The 13105-nt window shown below is 39.3% G+C and carries 15 protein-coding genes; 9 read left to right on the forward strand and 6 right to left on the reverse strand.

All coding sequences use genetic code 11. The features are described 5' to 3' along the window. A complete protein-coding gene (locus AXW61_RS12010; RefSeq protein ID WP_062034502.1) occupies window positions 1-408 on the reverse strand; it encodes a YraN family protein in 408 nt (135 codons plus the stop codon). A gap of 333 nt (window positions 409-741) precedes the next feature. On the opposite strand from AXW61_RS12010, the gene rsmI reads away from it, so the two are divergent. Beyond that, window positions 742-1587, forward strand: coding sequence for a 16S rRNA (cytidine(1402)-2'-O)-methyltransferase (gene rsmI, locus AXW61_RS12015; protein ID WP_062034476.1), 846 nt, complete (start codon window positions 742-744; stop codon window positions 1585-1587). A 211-nt stretch (window positions 1588-1798) separates the two neighbouring features. Here the strand turns inward: rsmI and AXW61_RS12020 are convergent, their stop codons facing one another. From AXW61_RS12020 to AXW61_RS12035, 4 genes are all read right to left on the reverse strand, one after another. Continuing rightward, window positions 1799-2728, reverse strand: a complete 930-nt coding sequence (locus tag AXW61_RS12020) for a LysR family transcriptional regulator (protein WP_010326350.1) — start codon at window positions 2726-2728, stop codon at window positions 1799-1801. A gap of 95 nt (window positions 2729-2823) precedes the next feature. Further along, the gene (locus tag AXW61_RS12025; RefSeq protein ID WP_062034477.1) at window positions 2824-3642 is read right to left on the reverse strand and encodes a peptidoglycan DD-metalloendopeptidase family protein; all 819 of its coding nucleotides are present in this window, start codon (window positions 3640-3642) and stop codon (window positions 2824-2826) included. A 153-nt stretch (window positions 3643-3795) separates the two neighbouring features. Further along, entirely contained in the window at window positions 3796-4566 is a 771-nt protein-coding gene (gene surE / locus AXW61_RS12030; protein ID WP_058869283.1) for a 5'/3'-nucleotidase SurE, read from the reverse strand. Window positions 4567-4903: 337 nt separating this feature from the next. Next, window positions 4904-5608: a DUF1003 domain-containing protein gene (locus AXW61_RS12035; RefSeq protein WP_062034478.1), complete on the reverse strand. Its 705-nt coding sequence runs from the start codon at window positions 5606-5608 to the stop codon at window positions 4904-4906. Window positions 5609-5854: 246 nt separating this feature from the next. On the opposite strand from AXW61_RS12035, the gene AXW61_RS12040 reads away from it, so the two are divergent. After that, the gene (locus AXW61_RS12040) at window positions 5855-7009 is read left to right on the forward strand and encodes a catalase family protein (RefSeq protein ID WP_062034479.1); all 1155 of its coding nucleotides are present in this window, start codon (window positions 5855-5857) and stop codon (window positions 7007-7009) included. 8 nt (window positions 7010-7017) lie between these two features. Then, window positions 7018-7293, forward strand: coding sequence for an antibiotic biosynthesis monooxygenase (locus tag AXW61_RS12045; protein WP_062034480.1), 276 nt, complete (start codon window positions 7018-7020; stop codon window positions 7291-7293). Window positions 7294-7477: 184 nt separating this feature from the next. Here the strand turns inward: AXW61_RS12045 and AXW61_RS12050 are convergent, their stop codons facing one another. After that, a complete protein-coding gene (locus AXW61_RS12050; RefSeq protein ID WP_062034481.1) occupies window positions 7478-8242 on the reverse strand; it encodes a hypothetical protein in 765 nt (254 codons plus the stop codon). Between the two features lie 345 nt (window positions 8243-8587). On the opposite strand from AXW61_RS12050, the gene AXW61_RS12055 reads away from it, so the two are divergent. The 6 genes from AXW61_RS12055 (at window position 8588) to AXW61_RS12080 (ending at window position 13105) form a co-directional block, all read left to right on the forward strand. Next, complete coding sequence (locus AXW61_RS12055) at window positions 8588-9070, forward strand: MerR family DNA-binding transcriptional regulator (protein WP_081408300.1); 483 nt, start codon at window positions 8588-8590, stop codon at window positions 9068-9070. Between the two features lie 321 nt (window positions 9071-9391). After that, window positions 9392-9766 (forward strand): hypothetical protein, encoded by a 375-nt coding sequence (locus AXW61_RS12060; protein ID WP_010326344.1) that lies wholly within the window; start codon window positions 9392-9394, stop codon window positions 9764-9766. Between the two features lie 192 nt (window positions 9767-9958). Beyond that, the gene (locus AXW61_RS12065) at window positions 9959-10345 is read left to right on the forward strand and encodes a hypothetical protein (RefSeq protein WP_004694202.1); all 387 of its coding nucleotides are present in this window, start codon (window positions 9959-9961) and stop codon (window positions 10343-10345) included. A gap of 117 nt (window positions 10346-10462) precedes the next feature. Further along, window positions 10463-11611, forward strand: coding sequence for a D-alanyl-D-alanine carboxypeptidase PBP5/6 (dacC, locus tag AXW61_RS12070; protein WP_004694204.1), 1149 nt, complete (start codon window positions 10463-10465; stop codon window positions 11609-11611). Between the two features lie 92 nt (window positions 11612-11703). Further along, window positions 11704-12240 carry a gamma carbonic anhydrase family protein gene (locus AXW61_RS12075; RefSeq protein ID WP_062034482.1) on the forward strand — a complete coding sequence of 179 codons (537 nt, stop codon included), beginning with the start codon at window positions 11704-11706 and terminating at the stop codon, window positions 12238-12240. A gap of 229 nt (window positions 12241-12469) precedes the next feature. Continuing rightward, the gene (locus AXW61_RS12080; RefSeq protein WP_062034483.1) at window positions 12470-13105 is read left to right on the forward strand and encodes a CDP-alcohol phosphatidyltransferase family protein; all 636 of its coding nucleotides are present in this window, start codon (window positions 12470-12472) and stop codon (window positions 13103-13105) included.

The raw sequence follows: 13105 nt of genomic DNA on the forward strand, positions 1-13105 counted from the left end.
TCAAAGATTAATAAAGTCTTGATCAAAAGTAAAAGCATTTTCTATCCATTGCTGATCATAAGTGAATTTTGAAAAATCTTGCTGTATGGTTTTTGCAATTTCTTTAAAAAAATCAAAACAAATCACATCAAAGCGGCAATAATATTGCTGGAAATGTGGATGATCTTGTAAAAATAACATGGCCGTTTTTGCTATTTTGCGTTGTTTTGAATAGGAAATTGTTTCAATAGCCTGCGCAAAACGCGTTTTTGAGCGTGCTTTGACCTCCACAAAAACCAATTCCTGCCCTTTATGTACAATCAGATCGATTTCACCAAAGCGCGAGTGATAATTGGACTGTATATGAACATAACCCTGTTCTTCTAACACAGTCAAAGCTTGTTGCTCTGCCCATTGTCCCAGCTTCATCTCTTTATCGTCCCCCATTTCGTTTTTTATTTTTTTAATCATCACATTTCGAAAAACTCAATTTCGATCAAAAATCTTACGTCTTGATGTTTAAAACCACTGCTGTGAGTCTCTCGAACCAAACAATTCATTTCATTCTACGTTTTAAAGCCTTCTTGGCGTTTAGATTTCAATCGAATGTCTTCCCGACTCCTGCAAATCCATCGCCGACAACATTCTAGCTCACGCCACGACGGACAATTCAGGTAGAATGCTTATCGCGGTATCGGTTGAATGCGACACAGCATCCAACCTCACCCATCATTTTATTATTTTGCAACGCGGAGAAAACCCATGAGTGCCCAGTTATTTGTAGTCGCAACCCCTATTGGGCACTTAGATGACATGACTTACCGCGCAATTGATGTACTAAAATCAGTCAAAATCATTGCTGCTGAGGATACACGAACTTCAGCACAATTACTGAAACACTTTAATATTCAAACTCCACTTACTGCATGCCACGATCATAACGAAAGCAACAAAATTGACATTCTTATTCAGCGTTTATTGAAAGGTGAAGATATGGCGCTTATCAGTGATGCAGGAACGCCTCTTATCAGTGATCCAGGTTTTAAATTGGTTCGTGCGGCACAAGAGCATAATATCCGTGTAATCCCTGTACCGGGCGCATGTGCTGCCATTGCAGCTTTAAGCTCAGTGGGCTTACCAAGTGATCGTTTCAGCTTTGAAGGTTTTTTGTCTTCTAAACAAACCCAACGACTGGCAAGTTTGGAAAAGCTCAAAGACGAAACGCAAACCCTTATTTTTTATGAAGCACCACATCGTATTTTAGACAGTGTCAGTGACATGGCTAAAGTCTTTGGTGCTGACCGCCCTGTCGGTTTTGCCCGTGAAATTACCAAAACCTTTGAAACCATCAAAAAGATGACATTAGGTGAGTTGGTTGAATTTATTGCAAACGATCATCATCAACAAAAAGGTGAGATTGTATTGGTTGTTGGTGGCGCGACCACTGAAAAAGATATGGCACAAGAAAAACTCGACCAGCTTTTAACGCGTCTCTTACAAGATTTGTCAGTGAAAGCTGCATCACAGTTAGCGGCTGATTTGACCGGCATCAAAAAGAAAATTGCTTACCAACGTGCTTTAGAATTAACACAAGATCAGGCTGAATAGGCTTCGATAGCTTGAGCTTGAAATAAAAGTATTGCTTTTTTTGAAGGAAAAAATAAAGAGCAACAGACGCAAGTGCTTTGGCCTTTCTCTACTGCTCTCCATGTTAAGCGGTTCCATGTGAACCGCTTAACTCAAATTATGTAGTTATGTCATTTAAAATTTATAAGCATGTGTATGGGTTGACTGATCTTCAGTTACAATCTCTATCGAATTAGCTTGCTTCTTGGTAAATACGACCGCCGGGTAGTTGGCAAAAGTATTGTTTCAATGCATCCAAACAACGATGGATCTTCATCGGCTGTTGTTCATGCTTTGAAATGATGGCATATAGCGTAAAGTTAGGGAGCTTCCACTCTGGAAGAACTTCCACTAAAGAACCGTTAACCAATTCTTTTTGCACATCCAAATATAAAATACGTGCAACCCCATGCCCATGTTGGCATAAAGTCTTTGTCACTAAAATATTATTACTGGCTACTCTTGATTTCATCTCAAGTTTAACCGCATCACCTGTCACCACATTTTTAAAATCAAAATCATGATTGTTCTTCATAATCGTGATCGGAATAAGATCATGATTTTTCAAATCTTCAGGTCGTGAAATTGGTGCAGACTGATTCAAATAGCTCGGTGAAGCAACCAAAATCTGTTCCACACGCGCCAGTGGCACGACATGTACACTTTGATCATCAACTGTTGGGCTCATTCTGAGGGCAATATCAATTCGCCCATTCATCAAATCCACATAATGATTATCTGCTTCAATATGAATAGATAATCCACGATGTGCAGACATCCAATGCGACAAAGCAGGAATCACATGATTGGCACCTAACTCTGGTGTAGTGGCTATTCGCAACTCACCCACGAGATCATCGCGCAATTCATTGATACGTATTTTGCCACGTTCAGCAGCGGCGAGCATTTCTTGACAGCTGTGGAAAAAAGCCTGGCCTGCTTCAGTTAAATTCAACTTTCTTGTTGAGCGATGTAAAAGAACAACTTCCATCTCTTGCTCTAAAGAACGAATTTGCTGACTCACAGCACTTGTAGTGATGCCTAACTCACGCGCGGCACCACTAAATGAACTCTTTTCGACAACACAAGCAAAAACACCCATTGCCCGTAGTTGATCTAACATAAAATTCTCTCTGGATTCATGAGAAGTTTTCATCTATTTGATAAAAACAACTCATTGTATTATACGGTGAATTTTTTGCGTTGCATCCAGATTTTTTAATTTAATGGTAAAACTATAGTCGGATTGATTGGCTTGCCATCTAAGCGTACTTGGAACTCTAACATGGTGCGTGTTGCACCTGTGGAGCCCATTTCTGCAATTTTCTGCCCTGCCGTCACATTTTGACCGCTCTTCACATTCATTGCACTGTTGTGTGCATATGCTGTGATATAACCATCAATATGCTTAATCAAAATTAAGTTTCCATATTCTTTCAATCCGTCTGCTGCATACACCACTTGGCCATCTGCTGCTGCATAAATTGGATCACCTTGGTTACCAGCATAGCGAATACCTTTTACATTATTTGCTAAATTATAACCTTGCAAAACAGCGCCAATACTTGGTTTTACCCAGCGTAAAGTTGAACTTTTCGAGCTCGCAACAGGTGCGGTCGGTACTTTAGCAGGAGTTGTTGTAGTTGTGGTGGTCGTATTTTGACTCGGGAGACCAATATTTTGACGTTGAATTGGAGCCGTTTGTGTAATAGGTTGCGTCGTAGTTGTTCGTGGGCTACCAGAGCCTTTTAAACGTAATGACTGCCCCACATAAATACGATACGGCGCAGCAATATCATTCATGTCTGCAACAGAGGTATAACTCAGCCCATAACGAGTTGCAATACCGCTCAGCGTGTCGCCTGAACGAACTGTATAATAGTCTGGTGCTTTCGCAAAACGTGTTGCATTGTTAACCTGTGGTTTAGAAGCACAACCACTCAAAATAACAGTTGAAACTACAGCTGTGGATAACACGACAGTTTTCAGTAGTGCTGTAGGAATTGCAATGAAACGAATTTGAGACAACACAGACATTTATCTTACTCTCTAAAAATACAAAAAATAATCAGTTTAATTTGCGCTAAGATTAGCAAAAAAGTATGTGAAAATAGTATCTCTGCGCGTATTTTCACAAAGTTATAACAAACAGCTGAATACATTCCTTGTATTGCTCAGCTGTAGTGCCTTTTAAGCACTTATTTGTCCTTGTAATGCATGCAAAACTTCATAGTTGGTTGCATCCATCTGAATAGGCGTAATACTGACAAAACCATTCGCCACGGCGAAAAAGTCTGACTCCACCTCATCATAGCCTCTTTTCGGTTCTGCCACAGCTTCACCTGCAAGCCCAATCCAGTACACTTGACGACCACGTGGGTCAACATGACTGGTAATCGGCTTAGACTGACGACGACGTCCTTGATAAGTAATTTTAGCGCCCTGTAACTCAGCGACATCTGGAATATTAATATTTAAAATATGGCGTGGTGGCAGTGCTGGCAAACCTTGTTTCACAAAGTCATGCACCCACTGTGCAGCATGATGATAATCTTCTGGACGATTGTACGAACGCACTTCAGGGCCCGCAAGTGATACCGCAATGGCTGGCTGTTTCATTAGACGCCCTTCAAATGCTGCTCCAACTGTACCTGAGTAGAGTACATCATCACCCAAGTTTGCCCCGCTATTGATGCCACTCACAACCAGATCAAACTCAAAGTCAAATAAGCCATTCATGGACAAATAGACGCAGTCCGCGGGTGTGCCATTGACTGCCCACATGTCGGGTGCAATTTCGATTGGACGTAAGGGGCGATCTAAAGTCAAAGCACTGGAAAAACCACTGCGTTCACTTTCAGGTGCTACAATCACCACGCGACCTAATGGACGTAAAGCATGTGCGAGCGCTTGAATACCTGGTGCAAAAACACCATCGTCATTGGCTATTAAAATATTCACTGATGGATCTTCTTAAATCTATATGAGTCGGTAAAAGCCTTATACATCTATTTTGCACTCGTCTTCGTCTTTTTAATCTGCAATTAAAACAGGTAGATTTACGGGTAGCTTAAAAAAAACTAAATCGTTAAAGCTAAAAGAAAAGCTATAGAGTCCTCGATGCAGAAAGACTATACATTGAGATCAGGCAATCTGAAAAGATGAAATCATTGATCTGGGTGAGTACTTTAATCTTGCATGAGCAGAGTGCAAAAAAAGAGAGAGCCTAAAAACAGAAGAAGCTAAGCATACGTTCTATTACAGAAAGTGCTTTTAAGTGTTTTGATATTAAGCCAATTTATTCGCGTTTTTTACTCATTTCGGATAACAAATCCAGTTGTATTTCTTGTATTTGGGCTAACCTATTCCACTGATGCATCAACAGATGATCTAGTTTTTCATTTAAGTGTTGAATTTCTAACTCTGCCTTTAAATTAATTTTATAATCGTTTTGCGAACGCAATCTGTCTTTGGCTTCCTGTCTATTTTGGCTCATCATAATCACAGGAGCTTGAACCGCAGCAATACAGGATAAAATTAAATTTAATAAAATAAAGGGATATGGATCGGCAGGGTGCGTAACCATGACCACTGTATTGACAATAATCCAAATGGCTAGGAAAGTCGCAAAGCACATGAGAAAAGCCCAACTACCGCCAAAGGTCGCAATTTTATCTGCCAGCCTTTCCCCTAAAGTCCAATTTTGATCCAACTGATTTTCAACATTTTTGGTGATCACTTCATGTTGTTGCAAACTTTTAATCACCTCATATTCAAGATCAGTCACTTCCCCCTTTTCAGACTTTAACAGGGAATGAACATACTGAATTCGATATTTGGTTAAGTCTGCTTGGCATATATAACTTTGAGGCGACCATTCTGGAAAATCATGTGAAATTTCTTCGGTAATAGATTTTCGTATTGCCTCCATAGGAATGAGGTTTTTAATGAGGAGTTTCTGCCCACAGACTAAACATTCATGACATTGATTTTTTTCGCTCATGCTCGTTCTCTTTTATAATCATTATAAGTTTTAGGGGAGATAAACATCATCGAATAAATTTTAAACCAATGTCAAATTTTCATCACCTCTCAGAGTAGCCCCTCATTAAGATTTTTCTAGACAGTAGCCAGGAATAAAAAAATGCCACAGATATAATCATGATTCTGTGTATTAAATAAGGCTAAACAAGTTCATATCATCAGGCTAAAAATTAAAAAATCCAGCTTTAGAGCAAGGAGACAATCAATGCCTAACTCCACAAAACCTATGCGTTTAGGTCTACTTTTTCAAGCCATATTGCTCACAGGTATCACCGCTAACGTAGAAGCGAATACACCACCTGTAATTTTGACTTCTCCTAAAGATTTTATATACCCAGATGTAGATCATGGTCTAAATGAAAGTCTTTATCCGAATGAGGCCGCTACCGCTAAGGAAATCGCGAACATCATTGAAATGACGATCCGAAAACAATATTCCACAGATATCGCGCTACGTGATGCGCATCCTAAAGCACATGGTTGCGTACGCGCAGAATTTAAGATAAATGAGACATTGCCTCAAAACATGGCCCATGGTGTTTTTATTCCGGGAAAAACTTATCAAGCGTGGATTCGTTTTTCGAATGGATCGAGTAATGCAAAACAAGCGGATATAAAAAAAGATGCACGTGGCATGGCAATCAAACTTTTAGCCGTGCCAGAGAAAAACCTTTTAGATGAACCTGCGTCTACGCAAGATTTCGTTATGATCAATCACCCTGTATTCTTTGTAAATGACCCCGCTCGTTATCTATCATTTATGCAAGATATCAATAGCGATCGATTTCTAAAAAAACTGCATGTCCCTTTTGCATTAGGGGCCAAAGGAACTTGGATTGCCTTGAGCACTAGAAATAAAATTTCAAATCCTTTGCAAACCAGATACTGGTCTATGGTGCCCTATCAGTTAGGAGTCGGCACGCATCGTCAAGCAGTAAAGTACTCTGCTCGTGCATGTTCAAGCGTTGTTAGCCCGATTCCAGCTACTCCTCAAAAGGACTTTTTAAGAGCGGCACTTCGAACGACCTTACAAGATCGTGATGCTTGCATGGAGTTTTTAGTACAACATCGGACATCCAGCTCAATGTCTGTTGAAGACTCGATGACGGAATGGAAAGAAGACCAAGCTCCTTTCTATAAGGTGGCTACAATTCGTATTCCTCAGCAAGTTTTTGATACCCCTGAGCAAAATAAGTTTTGTGAAAATCTATCCTTTACACCATGGCATGCATTAGCTGAACATAAACCACTGGGTGCGATAAACCGAATGCGCAAAGTCATATATGACCAGATTAGTCGCGTCAGACATGAGATGAATTCGGCTAAACAAACCAACGCTAACAATGTCGGAGATCAATAAGGAGTCCTATGGTTAAACTCAATGGCCTGTTAATCTGTGTGTCTAAAGAAGAAGTCCGTATGGTGATAGAACTCCTTCCAGCACATATTGAATTAACTCATCAAGAAGAAGGTTGCATTTCTTTTGAGGTCAAGCAAAGCCTCGACCCTTTTATCTGGGAGGTGCGGGAAGTGTTTGATAGCATAAAAAGTTTTAAGCATCACCAAAGTAGAACGGCCTCATCCATTTGGGGAGTGAAAACGCAAAACATTAAACGGCAGTACAAAATATCTGAGGGTGAATAAGGTTCAAGTTTCTAGCTATAAAATGACACATCTATGACTAAAACTTGAAATAGCCCTCAAATGAAAGCCCTCTCTATTCAGATCATAAAATTTAAAAATGTTCTGCACTAAGAAACACAATGAATAATAGCGATTTTTGTATTGATCATCTTCCATTGAGCAGATGTTCAACCTGATATCTTATTTAGTGAGCAATCGCTGCTGCTTTGGGTTTAAAAGCCACCAAACAAAAAACGATAAAAGCACATAGAACAAAGGATGCGCCAAATCGACTCAGATCCAACCCTCCGTGACTAATGGGCTTATCTAGGAAATCCCCCAATACGGCACCTAATGGACGCGTGAGTACAAATGCAGCCCAAAATAAGAAAGTTCTAGAGATTTTGGTCCACATATAAAGCATCGTCAGCAATAAAAGTAAACCGCCAAAGATAAGTGCTGCACTGGTATAGCCCAGCCCTTGCGTATCTGCTGTCCAATCCCCTAGCGCTGTGCCCAATGTTTGGGAAAACATGATGGTCAGCCAATAAAACGCTTCACTTTTAGAAGATTGAATACTTTGTACCGCAATTGACCCGCTGCTGTAGTACCATGCCAATAAAGATAAAATAAGTAAACCAAATAAGATTAGACTGCCACCTAAATAGCCCAGTCCTAAGGTACGATCAACATAGTCCGCTATAGTTGTCCCTAGAGTTGTTGTTGCAATAATTGTAGACCAATAAAAAAATGCATTATATTTTTTGGCCTTAATCTGTGCTGCGACGAATATTGCAAAAATAACGGCGAAGATACCCGTACTTACGATATATCCCAGATTAAGCGACATGGATAAGGCATCCCCCGCTGTTTCACCCAGTGTTGTTGCCGCAATTTTAATAATCCAAAACAGCAAAGTGACTTCAGGTACTTTGCTCAGCACCTCATGCAGTGTTTTTTCCTCAGTCATGATACGCACCAAACCTTATTCTTTTGTCTATGCTGAATAATAGTGCTCACAACTGAAATCAATCTTAAATTTCAAAGACCTCGCCCATAAAGGCTGTTTATGGCTTTCAACACCACAACATCTATAGACTTTTTATTCGCTTTATAAATCGTATATTGACCATGAAACCAAGCTGAGTTGCGTTAAACAGCTAAGCTCATGTTGTCGCTCGCTACTCGTAAAGACAGCTGTAAAATAAGCCATGACAAATGTTCTGTTCGCATCAATTTAATTTGCGATATTTTTGAATTTACCTGATTGACCCGTCTATAAGTAAAGGGTTTAACTTAATGGAACAATGAACGAATGATGGAAACTATGCTTACTGTATCTCGCTTAGCGAAAAAACTCGGGTTATCCAGAACGACTATTCTCTGTTATGAGAAACAGGGTTTATTAAAACCAAGCTTAATCGCTGAAAATGGATACCGGTGGTACGGTGAAAGTGAGCGTCTTAAAAGCATCATCTCCTACCGTTCTTACAGACTATCCATTTCAGATATTCGTTTGCTTTTAGAACCACTTAGCATATCCCAAGGGCAGATCTTGGAAAATCATTTTCGTGCATTGGAACAAGAGATCAATAACTTAAGAGCTCATCAAAAAGCTATCATTGAGTTATTGAAAAAGTCCATTTTATTAAAGGAAAAGTTCGTGAATAAAGCCAAATGGGTAGAGATTATGATCGCAGCAGGTTTATCAAAAGAAGATATGATTAAGTGGCATCAAAAATTCTTAGAGTCACTCGACATGACACAAGATGAGATTACGGCTATTCGAAGCTTATAGTGCTTTTTAGCTCTCCAATCTTGAACATGGTGACTATCAAACTCAAGACTCAGTAGCTCTCATCTAAGGGCTATTGTGGATTCACTGCTTACCTATCGTCAGTATTTTTTATCCCTAAATATGATTCCTGCACCAACAAGCAGCTCATCCTAAAGACCGCCAAAACAGAAGATTAGAAGTCGTTAGGATGATCATCGGCGATTAAAAGGTCCAAAACAAAAAACTTTATTAAAAAATGACTGGTCAGAACTTTTCATTGAATTCTAACTGAAAATATATATATTGAGTCTCCGCATCCACCATAAATATGTGATTTTAGAAATGATTAAAAGCTTAACATTACGTAATTTCTTCGGATTAGGCATGGCTATCATGATTTCTCAATCTGCTTTTGCACTAGAGGGATTAAGCACAGAAGAAGCCAACACCATCGTGAAAGAAGATATTGCAGCAGCGCAAGTCATGACCGAATTTTGCCCTGCTTTGGTGGGTCAAGGCCCTAAAATTGAAAGCAACATTCAAACTTTAATTCAAACCTATTTACAAGACTACTCAGATAAGTCGATGACCTATGCAAAATTACAGTCAGACAGCGAATACCAGTCGATTCTGAAAGAAGCTCGTACAGATGCAAAGGGTACTGACAAAGCAGAACAAAAGTCAGTATGTGATGACGTTGTAAACTTTGAAGGTTAATTCAAGTTCTACATCTATATCGCAAAAAAGGATGAATAATGGGGTTATTCATCCTTTTTTTATTGGACGGAAAAATGTAAAAACAATGAAGCGACTTCAACAGCTTCTATACATTTTTGCGCTTACATTTACTTAAAATTTGTTTAAGCTCATCCTATTATGGCAACAACATGTATGCACTTAGGGTTTAGAATGAATTTGAATGTAATGAAAAAAGTGATTTTGGCAGTTTGTGGTTCTTCTTTGATTGCCATCGGTTCGGCTCATGCAGCCAATAAAGACGAAAATATTGAAGTGACTCCACTGCAACAAGTGACGCAGCAAGAGTTGGCTGCAATTTATGTCCTATCAGAAGTTTGTCCAAGTCTCGTTTCAGACCAGAGTCAGTTTGAAAATGGCTACAATACTTTGGCCAAAGAGTATTTACCGCAACAGAAAAACCCGACTGAATACCTTAAAAGTCTTAGCAAAGAGAAAAAATTTAAGCCTATTTTAGCCGAAGCTCAAGCCGATGCGAAAAAAGCAGGCAAAGCGAAAAACCAAGAAATTTGTAAAGAATTGAGCACTTACAGCAAATAATACCAATTGGTTACAATATCTTTGAAATAAGCCGATTTCTCCCGTAGAAGTCGGCAGAACTTTGTCCTAAAATGCAAAGCTCTCGTGCTTATACTAAAGAAATCGGAACCCCTTAGAATGATTCAAAAAAGCGCCCTTGCTGCGGCATTACTCGTACCAAGCATTTCATTTGCAGCAACTGTCTTATCTTCACCACCAGAACTAAATAATAAATCATATGTGCTGATGGATTATGAGACTGGGCAAATCCTCGCATCTAAAAATGAAAATGAAAAATTAGCACCAGCATCAATGACAAAAATGATGACAAGTTTCATTATTGAGCAAAAGTTGTTGGCGGGTGAGCTAACCGAAGATGAAAAAGTTCGGATGAACGAGTCTGCTTGGTGTCGTGGTAGTAGTTCAGAATCATGTATGTATGTGCCATTAAATGGTACTGCGACTGCATTAGAGATGTTACGCGGCATTATCATTCAATCGGGTAATGATGCATCTAAAGCTATGGCTGAGCACATTGCTGGGAACGAAGGTACTTTCGTTCACATGATGAACACTGAAGCAAAACGTATTGGCATGACCAATACCAGCTTCATGAACTCAACAGGTATGCCTGCTGAAGGTCACTACTCCACTGCTAAAGACATGGCAACGCTTGCACAGCACATCATTCACGACAGTTCAAAATATTATCCGATTTATTCTGAAAAAGAATTTACTTTTAACGGTATCAAACAAGGCAACCGTAATGCCCTGCTTTATACTGACCCAAGTGTCGATGGTTTAAAAACTGGTCATACTGACGAAGCGGGTTATTGCTTAACAACTTCGGCTAAACGTGGCCCAATGCGTTTGATTTCTGTGATTTTTGGTGCGCCAAGCATGCAAGAACGCGCAACGCAAACACGTGAAATTTTAGCGTGGGGGTATGCAAACTTTGAAACTAAAAATGTTCAAGCTGCGAACCAAGTTTTAGCAAAATCAAAAGTGTGGTTTGGTAAAGAAAGTGACGTACAAATTGGTTTAGCTGAAACCTTTAACGTGACTATGCCTAAAGGTCAAGCCAACGCAATCAAAACACAACTGGTGGTTCAACCGAAACTGACTGCACCGTTGAAAAAAGGTCAAGTGGTTGGTAAATATGTAGCAAGCCTTGATGGTAAAGTAATTGCTGAAAAACCACTTGTGGCGCTAAAAGATGTTGAAGAAGCAGGTTTCTTTGCACGTATGCTTGACCACATCAAACAATTCTTCTCAAACTTATTCTAAGCAACATTTAGACTTAAGTTAAAGCATCCACACCTCGGTCTGGGTGCTTTTTTATTTTATAATGGGCACCTACGCAAAGGCAGAACACCAAAATGGCTAAAAATATTCGCCCTTATTTGAACAGCACTCCACAGCTTGGCAACAACTGCTATATCGATGAAATGTCGGTAGTGATTGGTGATGTCATCTTGGCTGAAAATGTTTCTGTGTGGCCTTTTGCTGTGATTCGTGGTGATGTAAATCATATTTGGATTGGTAAAAACTCGAATGTACAAGACCATGCAATGCTGCATGTTAGTCATAAAAAAGCAGATAAACCAAATGGCTCGCCTTTAATCATTGGTGAAGATGTTACCATTGGTCACCATGTCACCTTACATGGCTGTACCATCGGCAACCGTGTTTTGATTGGTATCAATAGCATTGTTTTGGACGATGTCATCATTCCTGACGATGTTATGATTGGTGCAGGAACACTGGTTCCACCAGGGAAAGTGTTGGAAAGTGGCTACTTATATGTCGGTAGTCCTGCCAAAAAAGTTCGACCTCTGACAGAAAAAGAGTTGGCATTTTTACCGTATTCAGCACAAAACTATGTCAAAGTATCGGGGCATTATTTAGAGTCATAATCATTGGGGGTATTTCCCCCGCATTTGACAGATACAATAATGTTCTTAGAATCTGCTGCAAAGCCTTTGAGCTTTTTTGTTCGCATATCATATTGCCTGACGATGCTGTGAATATAAACACCGAAAACTCATACAAGGAAATCATTTAATTTTTAGCCTCTTAATAGAACTTGATAAACCTTGTGCAATCTGACTAGAATTTCAACAACTATTATTAATTATTAAAACGATGCCATCTATCTATCAATTAAAACCAGCATTTCAAAATCTATTACGACCTTTTGTACAACTGTTATATAAATCTGGAATTACAGCAAATCAAGTCACTTTATTGGCGATGTTTATTTCAATTTGCTTAGGCTATTTCTTATATTGCTATTATCTAACTCATCCTATTTCATGGTTATTGTTGTTATTTCCACTGTGGATGCTCATTCGTATGGCCTTCAATGCAATTGATGGCATGTTAGCACGTGAGTTTAAACAGCAGTCCAACTTGGGCGCTTATTATAATGAATTGTGTGACATTATTTCCGATACTGCACTCTATCTTTGTTTTATTGCCTTTGGTTTTATTAATGCAAAACTATTATTGCTTGTCGTTTTTCTTGCCCTGCTCAGCGAATATACAGGTGTAATGGCGCCACTTATTGGCCAAGAACGACGTTACGATGGCCCAATGGGTAAAAGTGATCGCGCTTTTTGGCTCAGTTTAATTGCTATTATTATTGTGATATTTCCATACGTCAGTACAAATTTACAACTTCTCGGTAGAATTTGTAATGGCATTCTTATTCTCATTGCTCTACTGCTTCTGCTCACCATATTTAACCGAATTAAAAATAGTTTAAAGACAATTCCGTAA

Source organism: Acinetobacter sp. BMW17, from assembly GCF_001592855.1.
GTDB lineage: Bacteria > Pseudomonadota > Gammaproteobacteria > Pseudomonadales > Moraxellaceae > Acinetobacter > Acinetobacter johnsonii.

Coding starts and splice junctions, on each gene's coding strand:
- AXW61_RS12020 (WP_010326350.1), bottom strand. CDS start 2,728: ATGTTAGATCAACTACGGGCAATGGGTGTTTTTGCTTGTGTTGTCGAA.
- AXW61_RS12065 (WP_004694202.1), top strand. CDS start 9,959: ATGAATTTGAATGTAATGAAAAAAGTGATTTTGGCAGTTTGTGGTTCT.
- AXW61_RS12010 (WP_062034502.1), bottom strand. CDS start 408: ATGAAGCTGGGACAATGGGCAGAGCAACAAGCTTTGACTGTGTTAGAA.
- AXW61_RS12040 (WP_062034479.1), top strand. CDS start 5,855: ATGCCTAACTCCACAAAACCTATGCGTTTAGGTCTACTTTTTCAAGCC.
- dacC (WP_004694204.1), top strand. CDS start 10,463: ATGATTCAAAAAAGCGCCCTTGCTGCGGCATTACTCGTACCAAGCATT.
- AXW61_RS12055 (WP_081408300.1), top strand. CDS start 8,588: ATGATGGAAACTATGCTTACTGTATCTCGCTTAGCGAAAAAACTCGGG.
- AXW61_RS12035 (WP_062034478.1), bottom strand. CDS start 5,608: ATGAGCGAAAAAAATCAATGTCATGAATGTTTAGTCTGTGGGCAGAAA.
- AXW61_RS12080 (WP_062034483.1), top strand. CDS start 12,470: ATGCCATCTATCTATCAATTAAAACCAGCATTTCAAAATCTATTACGA.
- AXW61_RS12075 (WP_062034482.1), top strand. CDS start 11,704: ATGGCTAAAAATATTCGCCCTTATTTGAACAGCACTCCACAGCTTGGC.
- AXW61_RS12060 (WP_010326344.1), top strand. CDS start 9,392: ATGATTAAAAGCTTAACATTACGTAATTTCTTCGGATTAGGCATGGCT.
- AXW61_RS12045 (WP_062034480.1), top strand. CDS start 7,018: ATGGTTAAACTCAATGGCCTGTTAATCTGTGTGTCTAAAGAAGAAGTC.
- rsmI (WP_062034476.1), top strand. CDS start 742: ATGAGTGCCCAGTTATTTGTAGTCGCAACCCCTATTGGGCACTTAGAT.
- AXW61_RS12050 (WP_062034481.1), bottom strand. CDS start 8,242: ATGACTGAGGAAAAAACACTGCATGAGGTGCTGAGCAAAGTACCTGAA.
- AXW61_RS12025 (WP_062034477.1), bottom strand. CDS start 3,642: ATGTCTGTGTTGTCTCAAATTCGTTTCATTGCAATTCCTACAGCACTA.